At 62.0% G+C, this 16,976-nt stretch carries 15 protein-coding genes; 7 read left to right on the top strand and 8 right to left on the bottom strand.

The features are described from left to right. Window positions 1-13 precede the first annotated feature (13 nt). Complete coding sequence (locus tag ACUY2Y_RS04130) at window positions 14-1,585, top strand: carboxylesterase/lipase family protein (protein ID WP_448324921.1); 1,572 nt, start codon at window positions 14-16, stop codon at window positions 1,583-1,585. A 141-nt stretch (window positions 1,586-1,726) separates the two neighbouring features. Next, window positions 1,727-2,638 (top strand): hypothetical protein, encoded by a 912-nt coding sequence (locus ACUY2Y_RS04135; protein ID WP_448324922.1) that lies wholly within the window; start codon window positions 1,727-1,729, stop codon window positions 2,636-2,638. Here ACUY2Y_RS04135 and ACUY2Y_RS04140 read toward each other — a convergent pair. After that, entirely contained in the window at window positions 2,635-3,096 is a 462-nt protein-coding gene (locus tag ACUY2Y_RS04140; protein WP_448324923.1) for a hypothetical protein, read from the bottom strand. The two genes, ACUY2Y_RS04135 and ACUY2Y_RS04140, sit on opposite strands and share 4 nt — an antisense overlap. 125 nt (window positions 3,097-3,221) lie before the next feature. Between ACUY2Y_RS04140 and ACUY2Y_RS04145 the strand changes: the two genes are divergently transcribed. Together ACUY2Y_RS04145 and ACUY2Y_RS04150 are read left to right on the top strand one after the other, a co-directional pair. Further along, complete coding sequence (locus ACUY2Y_RS04145; RefSeq protein WP_448324924.1) at window positions 3,222-4,499, top strand: MFS transporter; 1,278 nt, start codon at window positions 3,222-3,224, stop codon at window positions 4,497-4,499. Continuing rightward, the gene (locus ACUY2Y_RS04150) at window positions 4,499-5,503 is read left to right on the top strand and encodes a nucleoside hydrolase (RefSeq protein WP_448324925.1); all 1,005 of its coding nucleotides are present in this window, start codon (window positions 4,499-4,501) and stop codon (window positions 5,501-5,503) included. Before ACUY2Y_RS04145 ends, ACUY2Y_RS04150 begins: the two co-directional genes overlap by 1 nt. 116 nt (window positions 5,504-5,619) lie before the next feature. On the opposite strand, the gene ACUY2Y_RS04155 is transcribed toward ACUY2Y_RS04150, so the two are convergent. The 4 genes from ACUY2Y_RS04155 to ACUY2Y_RS04170 form a co-directional block, all read right to left on the bottom strand. Next, entirely contained in the window at window positions 5,620-6,531 is a 912-nt protein-coding gene (locus ACUY2Y_RS04155) for a NaeI family type II restriction endonuclease (protein WP_448324926.1), read from the bottom strand. Between the two features lie 41 nt (window positions 6,532-6,572). Next, the gene (locus tag ACUY2Y_RS04160) at window positions 6,573-7,610 is read right to left on the bottom strand and encodes a DNA cytosine methyltransferase (protein ID WP_448324927.1); all 1,038 of its coding nucleotides are present in this window, start codon (window positions 7,608-7,610) and stop codon (window positions 6,573-6,575) included. A 311-nt stretch (window positions 7,611-7,921) separates the two neighbouring features. Beyond that, window positions 7,922-8,764 carry a hypothetical protein gene (locus ACUY2Y_RS04165; RefSeq protein WP_448324928.1) on the bottom strand — a complete coding sequence of 281 codons (843 nt, stop codon included), beginning with the start codon at window positions 8,762-8,764 and terminating at the stop codon, window positions 7,922-7,924. Between the two features lie 160 nt (window positions 8,765-8,924). Beyond that, window positions 8,925-9,539 (bottom strand): hypothetical protein, encoded by a 615-nt coding sequence (locus ACUY2Y_RS04170; RefSeq protein WP_448324929.1) that lies wholly within the window; start codon window positions 9,537-9,539, stop codon window positions 8,925-8,927. Between the two features lie 203 nt (window positions 9,540-9,742). Between ACUY2Y_RS04170 and ACUY2Y_RS04175 the strand changes: the two genes are divergently transcribed. The 3 genes from ACUY2Y_RS04175 (at window position 9,743) to ACUY2Y_RS04185 (ending at window position 13,748) form a co-directional block, all read left to right on the top strand. After that, the gene (locus ACUY2Y_RS04175; protein ID WP_448324930.1) at window positions 9,743-10,453 is read left to right on the top strand and encodes a hypothetical protein; all 711 of its coding nucleotides are present in this window, start codon (window positions 9,743-9,745) and stop codon (window positions 10,451-10,453) included. 124 nt (window positions 10,454-10,577) lie between these two features. Beyond that, on the top strand, window positions 10,578-12,689 hold the full coding sequence (locus ACUY2Y_RS04180) for a DEAD/DEAH box helicase (RefSeq protein WP_448324931.1): 2,112 nt from the start codon (window positions 10,578-10,580) through the stop codon (window positions 12,687-12,689). A 27-nt stretch (window positions 12,690-12,716) separates the two neighbouring features. Further along, window positions 12,717-13,748, top strand: coding sequence for a hypothetical protein (locus tag ACUY2Y_RS04185; RefSeq protein WP_448324932.1), 1,032 nt, complete (start codon window positions 12,717-12,719; stop codon window positions 13,746-13,748). Between the two features lie 122 nt (window positions 13,749-13,870). Here ACUY2Y_RS04185 and ACUY2Y_RS04190 read toward each other — a convergent pair whose 3' ends face one another. From ACUY2Y_RS04190 to putP, 3 genes are all read right to left on the bottom strand, one after another. Next, complete coding sequence (locus ACUY2Y_RS04190; protein WP_448324933.1) at window positions 13,871-14,353, bottom strand: DUF2269 domain-containing protein; 483 nt, start codon at window positions 14,351-14,353, stop codon at window positions 13,871-13,873. A gap of 6 nt (window positions 14,354-14,359) precedes the next feature. Continuing rightward, window positions 14,360-15,013, bottom strand: coding sequence for an HNH endonuclease family protein (locus tag ACUY2Y_RS04195; RefSeq protein ID WP_448324934.1), 654 nt, complete (start codon window positions 15,011-15,013; stop codon window positions 14,360-14,362). Window positions 15,014-15,282: 269 nt separating this feature from the next. Next, window positions 15,283-16,842, bottom strand: coding sequence for a sodium/proline symporter PutP (gene putP / locus ACUY2Y_RS04200; RefSeq protein ID WP_448324935.1), 1,560 nt, complete (start codon window positions 16,840-16,842; stop codon window positions 15,283-15,285). Between the last annotated feature and the right edge of the window lie 134 nt (window positions 16,843-16,976).

The following is a 16,976-nucleotide window of genomic DNA, read 5'->3' on the forward strand; positions in this document are numbered from 1 at the left end:
ACAGTGGCAAGGCATGGTCACCGAACCCGTCGTGCGCACCACCGCTGGACTCGTCCGCGGCATTGTGGACCCGACGACGGGCATGCGCACATGGCGCGGCGTGCCGTTCGGTGCGCCCACGGGTGGGGACGCGCGTTTCCGCGCCCCGCATCCGCCCGAGCCGTGGGACGGCGAGCACGATGCGAGCAGGTTCGCACACCCGGCGATGCAGGGCACGTACGGCTGGAATGACCGAGTCAAAGGCACGGAGGATTGCCTGGTGCTCGACATCGTGCGCCCCGACACCGACGACGAGCTCCCGGTCGTGGTGTACATGCACGGCGGGACATTTCTGACTGGCTCCTCGCACGAGAAGGTGCTGCAGGGACACCGGTTCGCGAAGGCCACAGACATCGTCTACGTGTCGATCAATTTCCGCCTCGGCGTGCTCGGCTACCTGGACCTGCGCTCGCTGGGCGCCGATTGCGTGGCTAATCCGGGGACGATGGACCAGATTCTCGCGCTTCAGTGGGTGCGCGAGAATATCGCTGGCTTCGGCGGCGACCCTGAGCGCGTGACCATCATGGGCGAATCTGCGGGCGCGGCTTCCGTGACCACGCTGATGTCCTCGCCTCCGGCACGCGGGCTGTTCCACGGCGCCGTCGCGCAATCCGCGCCCGCCGCCGCGGTCCACACTCGCATCCAGGCGGCAATGTGGGTGCGCAAGCTTCTCGACGGCATGGGCCTGTCCCGCCTCTCCACCCTCCAAGACCTGCGTGAGGTCGACGGTGAAGAGCTTGTCCGTGTGGGCAATTCGCTGCTCATCCGCAGTGGTGAGCTGCCGTATCTGAACCTCGCGTTCATGCCCACCGTCGATGGTGAGGTGCTGCCCGCACACCCGATCGACGTGTTCACGGCCAATGAGGAAGCACCGGTGCCGCTCATCATCGGGTCGAATTCTGGCGAGGCCAGCTTCACCAAGGCGATGTACGTGTTCAACCGTTCCCGAGAACGCGCCGCGCGCCGCCTGCTCGAGGTATTCGATCCGGGGCATGCCGACGCGATCCTGGAGGCGTACAACGGCGCGCAGACCCGTTCCGATTTTGCGGAGCTCATCGCCGATGCCGTCTTCTGGGCACCATCGGTGCGCCTGGCTACGGAGCACCGCCACGTCGCTGATGTGTGGATGTACCACTTCGACCACGCCGCCCCAGCAGTCAAGCGCCTCGGCATCGGGGCCGTGCACACCGCCGACTTGGAGGCAGTCTTCGGCGAACCGTATTCCAGCCCCGCCGGAATTTTGCAGCGCCTCGGCCCCCAAAGCGATTTCGAGACAGTCAGCGAGATGATGCAGCGCAACTGGGGCTCGTTCTTCCACACTGGGCAGGTCGGCGACGAATGGCCGGTCTACGGTTTCCGCTCCGAGGACGCCCCGGGCCGCGCCACCGCCGTGATCAGCGCCGATCCGAAGGTGGTGCGTGACCCGAAGGCGGAGAAACGCCGCGCGTGGGAGGGCTTCAAATTCACCAGTTGGGGCACCGGCCGCCCGGAGGTGCTTGAAAGCGTCACCGATTTCCTCGGTCTCGAACCCGATGACGTGCTCTGACTCCATTGCGCGCGGCGAGCCCATGAAGGCATTAGTACGTGCAATCCTCGTTGATCCGGTGCGGTGTCGGGGGAACCTGGCTAGGCTGGGGTCGGCCAGGCGGAACGCGTCTTAAAAATCCAGCAGGAGGGAGCTGTCGTCATGAGCTTTTTCGAGGACATCGCCGCAGGCCTCGACCGTGAAGGGATCGAGTCGCGCGTGCACGACGACACGATGTTCGTGCCAATCACCTCGGATGTGGAGATCCACTTTGTGGAGATCGATCCGCTTCTTCCCGCTGCGAATGTGTACATCGCCGCCGCCGACGTCGACGAGGACGACGATGAATTCGAGACCGTACTCGTCTCCGTCGTGTTCTCGGTGGAAGACGCCGTGCAGACCGCGGTGAAGCACATGGCCACCGACCAGGTGATCACGGTGCTCAGCGACCTGCTGGAGGGCACCGACGAGCGCATCGGCGACCTTGACTTCTTCCAGGACCCGGTCGACCCGAATCTGGTCCGCGCCGAAGTAGGCGACAATGCTGAGCTGCAGGTCCAGGTGGAACTGCAGGACGGCACCCCGTGCGCGGCAGTCACCTTCATCGCGCTGCCGGAGTCCTACGACGACCTGCTGGACGACGCGATCGGCGAGCTGTGGGAATCCGACGGCGACGCCGAGCTGACCGACGAAGACCGCGAGCGCCTCTTCGCCAGCCTTCACGCGGAGGCCGTCGCCGAAGTGGAGACCCTCGACCTCGGTGTCTTTTTCGACTTCGACCGCCTCTTCGATGTCCTGTCTCTCGCCGCCGACCACGCCGAGGACTGGGAGTCCCAGCTCCTCCCGTTCGACGACGAAGACTTCGACGAGCCCGATGTCTACGACATCTTCGGCGCCGATGACCCGGACGATGACGATGACGCCGACGAGGACACCGAGGACGACCTCGATGACCTCGACGATGATGACGACGAGGACGACTTCGACGACTACGACCTCGACGATGATGAGGACGACGAAGAAGACGAAGGCGACGAAGAGGACGAAGACGACGACACCGACGACGAGGACTAAGCGGCTGCTAGTCCCTCAAACATGGAGGCGGGGGAGTAGACGGGCGTGAAGGTCCCGTCGACGAGCCAGACGAATGTAGTGCCGGTCGGGGAGTAGACCTCGTGGACGGCGCCGGCCATGGACGACGGAACGAGGGCGCGGACCCAGGCCTCGGCGAGGTCGCGGTCGACGGTGATGCCGGTGACATCGGTGAAGCGGACCTCAATCAGATAAGCGGGGACGTGGGATTCACCGAAGCCCTTGATGCGGGCTTGCGCGCGGGGTCCAACACGGCGGCGGGTGACCGCCGCCTTGAGCTGTGGTCCGTGGCCGATGCGTGGCAGCTCCCGTGTCGGTGGCCGCCAAGCGGGAGTGGGGCGTGCGAGTGAGCGCGGGTGGTGGATCACTGCCTCGAAGCGGTTGAGGGCATCGGAGTGGGTGGAGCGGATTTGCTGGGCAAGTTCTCGTGTGTTCGTCATGGCTCACAAATTACGAAGCGAGACGGACACAACCGCACACTCATTCGAACACTATTTCGAACACGTGTTGCAAAACTAAGCGCGACGTGGCTTTAAAGGCCGAAACGGGTAGCCTGTTGGGCGCTATGACAACCCCCTCTAAGACCAGCCGTTGGGCTGCACATCGGCATGCCCGCGCGGAAGCGAAGGCCGCGCGCGGACCGGTGCCGCCGATCCCGCAGGAGATCTGGGTGCTCGTGTCCGCGGCATTCCTCATCGCGCTCGGCTACGGACTGATCGCGCCGATCATCCCTCAGTTCGCGGAGAGCTTCGGTGTCTCTATGGCGGCGGCAGCGGCCGTGGTGTCGGTGTTCTCGGCAGCACGGCTGGTGGGGGCGCCGGGGGCGGGACGGCTCGTCGATAAGCTCGGCTCGCGGAAGATCTACCTCTCCGGCCTTGTCATTGTTGCGGTGACCACTGGTTTGGTCGCTATCGCGCAGGAATATTGGCACATGATGGTGCTGCGTTTTCTGGCTGGTCTGGGGTCGACGATGTTCACGATCTCGGCGCAGGCGCTGATTGTGAAAGTCGCGCCGCCGCAGATTCGTGGTCGGGCAAGTTCGACGTATGCGACGGCATTCCTGCTGGGCAATATCATCGGGCCGATCGCCGGCGCGGGCCTGTCGTTTCTGGGCATGCGCTGGCCGTTCGTGATTTACGGGATCGGCGTGGGCCTGGCCGCGTTCGTGGTGTGGGCGAAGCTGCCCAAGTCGGACAACGACGTCGACCGCGCCACGCGTCCGCCGATGCGTCTCGATGAGGCGCTTAGCCACCCCAGCTACCGGAGTTTGCTCGCGTCGATGTTCTCTCAAGGCTGGGTAAATATGGGCGTGCGCGTGGCGATCCTCCCGCTGTTCGCGGCATCCGTGTTTGCGCACGGCGGTGCGATGGCTGGGCTTGCGCTCGCGGCGTTCGCCGCTGGTAACGCGGTGACGCTGCAGTTCTCCGGCAGGCTTGCAGACGACATCGGCCGCAAGCCCATGATCCTCACCGGCCTGGCAACCACCGTTGTCGCGACGGCGACCCTCGGTTTCGCCACGAGCTTCTGGCCGCTGATCGCACTATCTGCTCTTGCCGGCGTCGGCGGCGGCCTGCTCGTGCCGAGCCAGCAGGCGACTTTGGCGGACATCATCGGCAACGACCGCTCCGGCGGTAAGGCACTGTCGTTGTTCCAGATGTGCGGCGATGCCGGCCAGGTTCTCGGCCCGATTGTGATCGGTGCGCTGGCGCAGTCCCACGGATTCCCCGTCGCCTTCGCCGTGTGCGGCGCGATCGCTGCGTGCGCCTTCACCGTCTGGGCGATTATGGGGCAGGAGACCCGTCCGAACCGGACAACCACACCAACCCCCGCGAAGGAGCACTAATGCGCATTATCTACGACTGCGACCCGGGCGTGGACGACACCTACGCGTTGATCTACCTCGCGGCCGCCGCGCACGCCGGCACACACGAGCTTGAGTGCGTGACTACCACCAGCGGCAACGTGGACGCCGACCAGTGCGCGCGCAATGCTGCCTGGATCCTCACCCTGTGCGGCCTGCCCATCATCCCGCTCGCCGCCGGCGTCCCCGAACCCCTCGAGTGGGAGCTTGTCACCACCCCGGAGACCCACGGCGACACCGGCATGGGCTATGCGCACGCCCCCGACCGCCACGTTGAGCATGACTGGGACACCTTATGGATCGACGCGATCGACCGCGGCACCGACGACCTCCACCTGATTGTCACCGGCCCCATGACCAACCTCGCCGCCTTCCGCCGCCTCCACCCGGACCATTACGCGAAGCTGCGCCACATCACCGTCATGGGCGGGGCTTTCAATTACCCCGGCAACACCACGCCCACCGCCGAGTGGAATTTCTGGGTCGACCCCCACGCCGCCAAGGAGGTCTTCGCGAACGCCCCTGCACCGATCACCGTGTGCCCCCTCAACGCCACAGAGCAGATGCTCCTCACCCCCGAGCGCCTCGGCCGCATCACACACACCCTCGGCACCGCCCCCATCACCGAACAGCTTGACCCCATCACCCGCTTCTACTTCGAATTCCATGAGGAGATGGGGGAGGGCTACCAGGCCCAGATCCACGACCTGTTCACCGTGCTCACCGCCACCGGCGCGGTCGCACCCGAACCCCAGCTCACCACCATCGACATCGAAGCCGAAAGCGAGCTCACCCGCGGCACCTCCGTCGCCGACACGAAGGACTTCTGGGAGCGCGACCCCAACGCCGCCATCATCACCCACACAGACACCGCCACCATCGAACACGCATGGACGCTTTTCGACGACGCCTGCCACATCCTCTCCCGCATCGCCGCCGGCGACGCTGCCCTGGAGAAGCTCCGGCACCTGCGGGCGGAGGATTAGTTTGAGTTCAAACGCTCCCGGTATTAAAGACTTTCAAGGGGGATCACGATCCCTGTGAATACGAACGAGAAGGAAGCGTAAAATCTCGCAACCATCAATTCGATTCTAAAATTAGATTATTTCTCGGGTATGACCGGAGCATCTTGGTGCGGGTCCTCGGCTGTGGCAATCCTCCAGAATCTCCCGTCGATTTCAGAAACGGGGCCGTCGAAAGAGGGGCTGGTCTCAGCGACACGGACGGCTATCGTATCTCCGTCTTTTGGCATCGGAAGGCCCAGATCTGCAGCGATCCGAGTGTGGCGTTTATAGTCTCCAAGAATCAGAATCCCCTCAGGAAGAAGGGCAGACCTAGAACCACCGTTGTATCGAATTCGTTTCATCGGGTCTTTTTGCTGGGCAACTGTGTAGATGATCCCGCGTGGAATGATTTGATTCTGTACAGCACGGAATAGGTTGTTAATCCGTGCTTGGCCGGACTTGCTTTCCATTACGAATTCAGCCATCTCGGGCCGCAAATGCAGAAGTACATTGTTAGGGTACGGCTCGTCGAACCACGCCCATTTGATTTGTTTGCGCCCCTCTGCGCTGATCGTTCGCTTGCGATCACGGTTGCCGCCAGTATTCAAGATTTGATCCGTAACGTGCACGAACCCGACTCGGAATTTGGAAGTAACCTCGTTCGCATGGCAAAGCATTGCATAATTGCCAACAGTTTCAAGCGGGATCATCCAGCCAAAAGGATTCTTAGAGTACTTGCAGTCCACTTCGAGGTCGGCGATTCGGTAGTCCATTTTTGCGCCATCGCTTATGATGTCTGCGAAATGGCGGCGAATGTTAATTTCGACGAGAGAACCTATGTGCGCGAGTTCTGTCTTACTTAGTTCTTCTGGCCGAAATCTGCCCGTGTGCTGTCCGTCGTAGGCTTGATCAAAGGTCTCGCGAAAAATTCTCCCCATTTCATCGCCAGTAGGGTCTCTTTGGAGAAAGAGGTCGACGAGAGCGCGCGTGTTTTCGTCAGGTGTGTTCATGCTCGGCAGGGTAAGACAAAAAGATGGTCACTGTTTGAAAACTAGCCTACGAGTTGCATTTTACGATTTTCAGCGCTCGCAGCACTTCCTTCAGTGATTGGAGCCTTCTCCAGAGCGTTCACGATAGAACGGCCGATAGCCTCTGCGACAGGAGGCGGAAAAGCATTACCTACCTGTCGCCATTGTGCCGTTTTTCCGCCAGCCCAGATCCACTCTTCAGGAAACCCTTGGATAACTCCGCCCATGGGTACTGTTAGGCGAGGGAGGTTGTCAGGGTCACCGATAGGGAAATCAGATGAAGGCGATTCTTCGGCGATTGAAGATCCTTTAACGCCGAGGAGCTTCCAGGCCTCTCTCGCTCGTGTCGGCCCCACATCTGCACCACCGTGTTTTTTCGAGCCGCCAACCAACGTCGGCGCGACGGTGTTAGCTTGTTCTGCCCAAGCATCGGCACCTTGCCATCCGTTCTTAGCCATCAGATGGTGAAGAGCTTCGCCTACAGTCACGATTTTTTCTTGAGGTTCGGGCCAGGAAAAGTACTTGGCATATTGATTCTTGAGTGCCACCAAGATGAATCGTGGCCTCAGCTGAGGGACGCCATGGTCGACCGCTTGAATAAGCTTCCAGAAGACCGTGTATCCCATTGCGTCTAAGGCCTCGATGATCTGAGCTCGATAAGAATCAAAACGCTTCTGGCCCAGTCCTTTCACGTTTTCAAGCAGCACTGCGCGTGGATTTATTTCGCTGACGAGTCGAAGAGCTTGTGGAAAAAGATCTCGTTCGTCGTCGGAGCCGAGTTGTTTTCCTGCGATTGAGAAAGGTGGGCACGGCACGCCACCGGCGAGAAGATCAATTTGACCTCTCCACGGTTTTCCATCGAAATCATGTACGTCTACTTCGTGAACAGGCCAATGGTGCTCTCCGCTGGACTGGCCCCGATTGCTACGGAGCGTCTCGCATGCCCAATTATCGATTTCTACAACGGCTGCATGTTGAAATCCGGCCCTCTCAAGGCCTAGAGCCTGTCCGCCGGCTCCTGCGCAAATCTCCAAGGATGTAAGAGTTTTTCTTGACTCCATCTTGTCTTTGCCCTCTCCGCAACCTTTGTAACTTGTTTGCTAGTCGATTTCTCGCTCTAGGAAGAATTCGCTGTTAACCCTAGATCTTTGTCCGTCACTCTAGGCGATGGTCTCGACTTGAAGATTGATCCCATAGTACATGTGTTCTATATGATGGGTTGAAAGTTGTATCGCCGAGGATCGGGCTTGAGCGTTTCATTTGTATCCGGACTAGATGAGCAATGAAGCAGGCCAGACCTGCGCGTCGATTTATGTCTCGTCGAGACTACTATCTGCTCAGCTTTCTGTGCCTTGTTATCACTACGATCCAATTATGCGCTCGGCGAGTATGAGCCCATTAGCTTACCGAGATGTAGAAGTTCGGAAGTCGTGAGATCGAGAGCTTCGTGCCATTCCACAGACGCGTCACCGTCGCGGTAGGGCAGAATCGTGAGAGTTGCAGCTACAAGCGCGAGGGAAGCCTTATAAGCAAAGAGGAGCGAGTCAAGCTCAAGTTCAATCGGCTTGATGTCGGCGAGGATCGCTTGTTGGAGCGCTTTCCAAGTGTTGTGGTGAGTATAGCTGCACAGTTGATCATAGATCCCGGGTCCAATTAAATCGCCCAGCGTAACTTCGACAATCTTCCCGAAGCCAATCTCATCGTGTTTTAGATCCGGGACGGTGTGTTTTTTGGTGTATGAACGCACGACCGTGTTTAGGTTTGCATAGATTTCATCAAGCCCATCCTGCCTGTGGGCACCATCGATTTTCATTCCGATGCGAAGGGCCCGCGCATTGCGGACTGTTCGAACGTGGGCTTCCTCTTCCCGGTTCAAAAACATCAGAAGCGCAGAGTACTCCAAAGCGCTTCGTGCCAGCGGTGCGACTGTAGCCGGGGAAGTTAATTTATCTTGCATTAGCCGTCCGATGGTATGGACATGCGCTCCCGCTACCTGAAGGAGACCGTGCGCCAGCTCATCTGGTAGACGAGCAACATTCTCTACAGCTTTATTTAGCTTTCCTTTGACCTGCTCGACGATGGCGGCGTTCCACGCCGGTGGCAACCTGCCAATCTCATTCGCGATGTTCGCTAGCCCCGTACAGATCCTGAACAAATCCGCCTTGAATTCAAGAATTTTCGGATCAGGATCGTATGCATCGCGTGTCGTCATCACAAGTTCGATGATCGCAAAATCTACGGGCAGCGTTGACCCAAACCGCACCGTCCGTTCCGTCCACCCGGCGCCGCGATGTGGAACGCCGGGTACCTGCGCTGGTTGATGCAGATGATCGGTTCAGCCATGGCGCGGCTGTTCGTGGTTTTTGTGTTGGGGGCTAAACCGGCAGCTCGCTGATGCGCGCAGCGGGAATCGCGACGACGGACTTGGAGCTGTCCTGCGGGCCGCAGGAGGGGTATTTGTTGAATTTCTGGTCCTCGTCGCCGGGGAAGAGGAAGTTGTTGCCGCCGCAGAACCAGCCGTTCGGTGCGGTCCAGAATGCGCCGGAACCCTGCGGCGGGGTGCCGGAGGGGGAGTCGGACATGTAGTCGGTGAAGACCTCCATGGCCTCGTCGCAGTCGAGGCCGTCGTCGAGAGCGGCGACTGACAAGGCACTGCCGTCGCCCAGGGACGTCACCTCGCCACAGACGGTGCCGGCGGCGACGTTGGAGCGATCTTCGGCGGGCTCGTCTGCCTTCTTCTCTTCCTTTTCGTCCTTGTTCTTGTCCTCGTCCTTGCCGTCGTCCTTCTTCGTCGTGGGCTTCTCCTCCTTCTTCTCGGAGGAGGGCTGCTCGGCTTCAGTGGTTTCTGCCTGTTCTTCGGCCGGGGAGGTCTCCACGGTGGTGAGTGCGGGCTCGGCGAGCTCGTCCTGGGTCTCGGAGCAACCGGCGAGGGCGAACGCGGAAGCGGCGAGGAGAACGGCGGCGGAACGAAGTCGGCGGGAGGTCTGCATGAGCATTCAGTCTAGGCGGTGCGCTGGTGGTGTGAGTTCAAGCGCTGCCGCGGGCAGGGTGATCGGCGAAGGCCCTGCGTGTGACGGACATCACGGTTAATCTATAGACAAGCTCCTGCGCCGTGCATCCCCGACGTACACAGCATGGCGTGCCAGGTGGTGCATGCAGTGTGGGTACTGGGTGAGTTGAGGAAGGCGCAGAAATGAAGAAGGCAGGCATAGTCATCACGGTCATCGGTGTGATCGCCTTGATCACAGCGATTGTTTTCGGCGTGGTCGTCGGAGGCGGCGGCATGAAGAAGCTCATGGACACGCCGAAAATCGAGATCAGTGGTGGGGATGGCACGGCGAACCTTGCCGCGGAGACGGAATACCGGCTCTTTGGCCGGGGCGAAGGAACAGGTTTTCCCGAATGCACTATTTCTTCACCGTCCGGCGACGAGATTGACACCGAGATCACCGCTACGTCGGTCACGCTGGGTGAGGGTGAAGAAGCATGGTTCTCCAAAATGAAGATTGTTTCCAAGGATGAAGGCGAGTACTCCTTCTCGTGTGATCGCGACGTGATGGTGGCGAACAAAGAGGACGTCGACAAGATCGGCTCCGGTCTGCTCGGTATTTTCGGCGGAATCTTCGGCGGCATCGCCGCATTCTTCCTGTTCGCATTGGGGGTTATTCTCGCGCTGGTCGGCCGCCACCGAGAGCGGCAGCGCATTCGTGAGACGGTCAATTTCGTGGACGATTTCTCCCAGCAGGGCCGGCCGGACCATCCGGGTGGTCCAGGTGCAATGGGTGGTCCCGGGGCGCCAGGTGGACCGGGCGCGCCGGGCGGGCAGGGGAGACCCGCTTCTTACTGGGACCAGAACCCATACGGCACGCAGGGGCCGGGGACGAACCAGCCGCCGCAGCGTTAGGAACTTCAGGGCGTGACCGTGGTCGGTCGCGGTCAGTAGCGTGGGGGTGTCTAGGTGTGCCCGGCAGCGCTGTACTCGCAGTAAATAGCTATACAGCCCGCGTTGACGGTAGGCTTTGGCGGTGATGAGTATTGATGACAACGCCGCTGAAGAACAGCAGGCGAATACCCCGGCTGAGACGGAAAACACCGACGATCTGAATGCAGATCAGGTGCCGTCTGGCCCCGAGGCGCAGACGCAGGGCGAAACAGCAAGTGTTTCGGACGCTGCAGGCACTGCAGATAAGAATGGGAACGTGAACGAAACAGGGGCCGCAGACGAAGCTGCGGAGCAGAACAACAACGAGAATGTGAACGAGGATTCCGCTGAGGATAACGGCGGAAAGAGGGCAGAGAAGGCGTCGATAAGCACTGGCTTCGACGCACTTGATCTGCCGGATGATTTGCTGGCCGCGATCCGCAAAGTCGGCTTCGAGGAGCCGTCGCCGATCCAGGCGCAGACGATCCCGCTGCTGATGGAAGGCCGCGATGTGGTCGGTCTCGCGCAGACGGGTACGGGCAAGACGGCGGCGTTCGCGCTGCCGGTGCTCGCCCAGATCGACAAGAAGGCGCGCCACCCGCAGGCGCTCGTGCTCGCGCCGACGCGTGAGCTGGCGCTGCAGGTGTCTGATTCCTTCCAGTCCTTCGCCGACCACCTGGGCGGTATCTCGGTCCTGCCGATCTACGGCGGTCAGGCATACGGCATTCAGCTGTCCGGTCTGCGCCGGGGCGCGCAGGTCATCGTGGGTACCCCGGGCCGTGTCATCGACCACCTGGAGAAGGGCTCGCTGGACATCTCCGACCTGCGCTTCCTCGTGCTCGACGAGGCGGACGAGATGCTCAACATGGGCTTCCAGGAAGACGTCGAGCGCATCCTCGAGGACACCCCGGACGACAAGCAGGTCGCGCTGTTTTCCGCGACGATGCCGAACGGCATCCGCCGCATCTCCAAGCAGTATTTGAACGACCCGGCTGAGGTCACGGTCAAGTCCGAGACGCGCACGAACACGAATATCACCCAGCGCTACCTGTTCACCGCGCACCGCAACAAGCTCGACGCGATCACGCGCATCCTCGAGGTCACCGAATTCGACGGCATGATCGTCTTCGTGCGCACCAAGCACGAGACGGAAGAGATCGCCGAGAAGCTCCGCGCGCGCGGATTCTCCGCCGCCGCGATCAACGGTGACATTGCCCAGCAGCAGCGCGAGCGCACGGTCGACCAGCTTCGCGACGGGCGCTTGGACATCCTCGTCGCCACCGACGTCGCCGCACGCGGACTGGATGTTGAGCGCATTTCGCACGTGCTCAACTACGACATTCCGAACGACACGGAAAGCTACGTCCACCGCATCGGACGAACTGGCCGTGCCGGCCGAACGGGCGAGGCGATCCTGTTCGTCACCCCGCGCGAGCGCCGCATGCTCCGTTCCATCGAGAAGGTCACCGGCGCCAAGATCGAGGAGATGGACCTGCCCACCGTGGACGAGGTCAATGTCTCCCGCATGGCCAAGTTCTCCGATTCGATTACCGAGTCGCTCGAGAACGACCAGATGGATCTCTTCCGCAGCCTGGTGCGCAGCTACTCCGCCGATCACGACGTGCCGATGGAAGATATCGCCGCCGCGCTTGCAGCCCAGACCTCCGGTGACGAATTCCTGATGAAGGAGCCGCCGAAGGACAAGCGCGATCGTCGCGACCGCGACCGTTGGGACCGCGATGACCGCCGTGACCGTGGTGGCCGTGGCCGTCGTGACCGCGATGACCGTGGTGGGCGCAACCGTTTCCAGAACGACGATCCGAACTTCGACACCTATCGTCTCGACGTGGGCAAGCGCCAGCACGTCCGCCCGGGCGCCATCGTCGGCGCGCTGGCGAACGAGGGTGGCCTGACTAACCGTGACTTCGGCCGCATCACCATCGGCGGCGACTTCACGCTTGTCGAGCTGCCGAAGAATCTCGACCCGGCTGTCCTCGACCGCCTCACCGACACGCGCATCTCCGGCCAGCTGATCAATATCCAGCGCGACACCGGTGCACCGCCGCGCGGCCGTGGTGGACGCGGCGGCTACCGCAAGCGTGACGACGACCGCGACCGCGGCTACCGCGGCGGCCGCGGTGGAGGACGTGGCCGTGGTGGCCGTGACCGCGATGACCGTGGTGGACGAGGCGGCCGCGACCGCGGCTGGCGCGACTAGGCCGGAATCCGTGGGGCAGTAGGTGTCATGCAGTCCGCACCGGATGCACTCCCAACACGCCTGCAGCGCGTTGCGTTGCGGGCGCGTTCTGCTGCGCTGACTGCAGGCGCCGCGCTCGCGTGCGCGGGTGTAGCTGCCGCTGGTGTGGTTGCCGGCGGCGTCGCGCCTGCCTCGGCGGCGGTGCCATCGGCTGTGTACCAGGGCATGCCGTTCGTCGTGGACGACACGGACAGCCTGTGCACGATTGGCTACAACGATGCCGACAACCAGCGCAGCTTCACAGCCGCGCACTGCGGTGCTGACGGTGCGGGGGTGCGCTTAGTCGATCCATCGGATTACACCAAGCGCTCGCCTGTGCTTGGTCATCTGCGCATTTCACCGCTGTATTCGGACCTGCAGTCGCCGAATGACTGGGGCTATATCGAGTGGAACGACAACGTGCGTCTCGCCCCGAATAACATCACAGGCGACCCCCTGATCCGTCCGTCGGAGGTCCGCCCCGGCGAGAAGGTCTGCTTCCACGGCGCCACCACGCACCGCGGCACCCTCGGTTCCCATTGCGGGCGCGCCGCCGCCGATTTCGGCCATGAGCTCTTCGCCATCGGCGTCACGGGGCAGAAGGGTGATTCCGGTGGCCCCGTGTTCATTCCCGGCCGCGGGATGGTCGGCGTCATGTCCGGCCATTTGAACCCGAAGCTGCATTCCCCGCGCGACGGCGGTGAGAAAGTCCACGCGCGATTCCTACGCGCCACGTTCCCCGAGGACGGCCCGACCAACACGTTCCAGTCCTTCAAGAACTGGGCTTTGACCCGTTACCTCGCCGAGCGCACGAATCCGGGCGTCGTGCCTATCGACGACACCTCTATCTTCTTGCCCACCGGCACACCCGGCCCGACCGCGTCGGCCTATGAGGGCTACCCTCTTGACTCCCCGCAGAACGCCAGCGCCACGGGCTCCTCGTCTAACGGCGCGCTCAGCCCCGGCGCGATCATCGGCTACCTGCTGCTGATCATCGCAGCTGCGGCGCCTTTGGCAGGGCAGATCCTCGGGTTCTTCTAGGCGGGACTTGGCCTCGGCTCCCCTCACTGCTGCCGGCGCCAGAGCCAGAATGAAAGAAACCCCCGGTGGTTTAGCGCCTTGTACTAAGCGCTAAACCGCCGAGGGGCGAGATGCCGCTGGTCTTAAGCCGGAGTCGGCAGGAACATGAGGATCAGCGTGAGGAACCACAGCAGGGAGAAGATGCCGCCGCCGGCAGCTGCCTTGACGCGGGCGGAATCGAAGTTGGTGGCAATATCGCGCGGGTCGGCATCAGCCGGGTGCAGGGCACCGAGGCTGCCCATCATCTTGCGCTGCTGCGGGATGACCATAGCGAACAGGAAGATCCAGGCGAGGACGCTGAGTACGATCGCGGTGTGCATCCAGTAGTTGGACTTGTGGGTCTCCCAGTCGAACGCGAGCAGGCCACCGCCAAGCAGCGGGACCAGCAGGGAGATAAGACCGTACTTGGTGGACAAGCTGTGCAGGAAGGAAGCGCGGCCGACAGCTTCTTCCGAACCGGACTCGGCCTTCTGAGCGGCCTTCGGGAACGCGGACACGGCGACGGTCACCGGGCCGATGAGAAGAACAGCGGCGGCGACGTGCAGGAAAAGCAGAAATGTTGTCATGGCACCTTACTCTACGGAATGCAACGGAATTGTCCCAGCTGGGACGAAAGAATCTATAAGGCCACGCACACCTGAACATTGGCGGCGCATGGCGCGCACGTCCGGTTTCGGGAGCGCAAGACTATAAGTGCGTGCGATCAGCGCGATACGTCGGGCGTAGTCGCAGCGGACATTCCTTTTCGGCGGCACCCATTCGCTGGGAAGGGAATCGGACTTGGACTGGTTCGCGGTGCGGGACGTGACCACAAGGTTGAGCGGGTCGTTGGCGAAGGCAATGCGTTTGTCCTCCGGCCAGGCGTGGGCGCCGGAATCCCACGCGGCGCGCAGGGGGATGATGTGGTCGATCTCCACCTCGGACGGGTTGAGTGGGGCGCCGGTGTACGGGTCGTCGAACGGTGCGACGGCGGACATGTCCCATTGACGGTAGGGCAGAGCACAGGAATCGACCTGCCACGCGCTGGCCATGACAGCCTCGCGGGTGGTGCAGCCGGTGCGCTGCGTGCCCCAGCCGTCGCCGAAGTATTCGCGCTCGTAGCCGAGAACGGTGTGGCGGGGTTGGGGGTGGGAGGGGACGTCGAAAAGCGAGTGCGGCGTGGGGAACGGCACGACCGCGACTGTGATGGTGGTAAGGACGGCGAGGTATGCGCGGAAGAAGGTCATGCCTTATTGGACTGCCCCGGGCGCGCCGAGGTTCCGTGGGCGGGGTGCACTATGCGATGTGCCCTATGCGATGCCACTATGCGATCGCGAAAACCCCAGGTCGCGCTGCGCCTGGAAACGGCATCGCATAGTGGGGTCCAAAGAAGGAGGCCATCGCTTAGTGGGGCCCAAACGCAGCCGGCATGACAAAGGCGGGACGCACGGAGTTGAAACCGTACGTCCCGCCCTTTGCAACGTCGGCTCATGTGAGCCGGGGAGGAGCTAGATGCTTAGCGCGGGGTGTGCTCCAGCGCGTCGTCGAAGCTCTGCTCCGGGTGCTCCATGGCGTAGTCGAAGACCTCGCCGGCGCGGTCGAATTCCGCCTCGGACTCAGGCTTCGGCTTGGTGGCCAGGGAGACAACGACCATCGCGATGGTGGCGAACAGGACGCCCGGAACCATCTCGTAGATCAGGTCGGAGGTCGCCGGGAGGTAGCCCCAGACCAGGACGGTCAGGGCGCCGACGATCATGCAGGCCATGGCGCCCGGGGCGGTCAAACGGCGCCAGAACAGGGAGGCGACGACGACCGGGCCGAACGCGGCACCAAAGCCAGCCCATGCGAAGCCGACCAGGCCGAGAATGGTGTCCGACGGGTTGAGCGCCATGAGGACGGCGATGACAGCGATCAGGACGACCATGCCGCGGGACGCGATGAGCAGGCCCCGGCCGGTCAGATCCTTCTTGGCAAAGCCGCGGTAGAGGTCCTCGATCAGGGCGGAGGAGGTGACCAGCAGCTGGGAAGACATGGTGGACATGATCGCCGCTAGGACAGCGGTGAGCACCAGACCGGCGAACAGCGGGTGGAACAGGACGTAGGTCATGTCCAGGAAGATCGTCTCGAAGCCCTCGCGGTCGGTGACGGAGTGCTGGGTGGTGCCGAAGTAGGAGGCACCGACGATGGCGGTGAACACGGAGCCGATGTAGCAGATGCCCACCCAGATCATGCCGGCGTTACGGCCGGAGCGTGCCTCGGACGGGCTGCGCAGGGCCATGAAGCGGGTGACGATGTGCGGCTGGCCCATGTAGCCGAAGCCCCATGACAGGTTGCCAATGATGGTGGCGGCGGACACGCCCGCGAAGAAGTTGAAGAATGTCGGGTTGCCTTCTTCGTGCGGGCCGTACGGGTTATCCAGCGGGTAGCTGAAGATCTCACCGGCGTTGTCCAGTGAGAACAGTGCCATGATCGGGACGATCATGAGTGCGAGGAACATGAGGATGCCCTGCGCGACATCGGTGTAGGACACGGCGAAGAAGCCGCCGACGAAGGTGTACACGACGGTGATCGCGCCGACGATGAGCATGCCCCACAGGTAGTCGCCCTTGAAGGTCGACTCGAAGTAGCGTCCGCCGGCGACCATGCCGGAGGAGACGTAGAAGGTGAAGAAGAAGATGATGATGGCGGCTGCGATGATGCGCAGCGCGCGTGTCTGGTCGTGGGTGCGGTTCTCGAAGAAGCTCGGAAGCGTGATCGAGTTGTTGGCTACCTCGGAGTAGGCGCGCATGCGGGGCGCGACCCACTGCCAGTTAGCCAAGGCGCCGAGGAACAGGCCGATGACGATCCACAGCTCACTCATGCCGGAGACGAATAGCGCACCGGGCAGGCCCATCAGCAGCCAGCCGGACATATCGGAGGCACCGGCGGAAATGCCGGCGACGAAAGCGGGAAGGTCGCGGCCACCGATGACGTAGTCGCCGTACTTGGTGGTTTTGCGCCATCCGTAATAACCGATGGCGAGCATCATTCCGAAATAGATGACCACTGCAATGATCATCCATGTGTTCTCGGACATAGATCTCCTTTGTTCTAGAAGCCCGTAGCTTTAAAGGCTCGTGGTTTTCAGAAGCAACGGTCAGGATAACGTACGAGAGCACACAGGGTGGTATAGGTCTCATTTTCGCCCAGAGTGTGCGGTGCGCCAACGGT

Source organism: Corynebacterium sp. 20-84 (assembly GCF_053479455.1).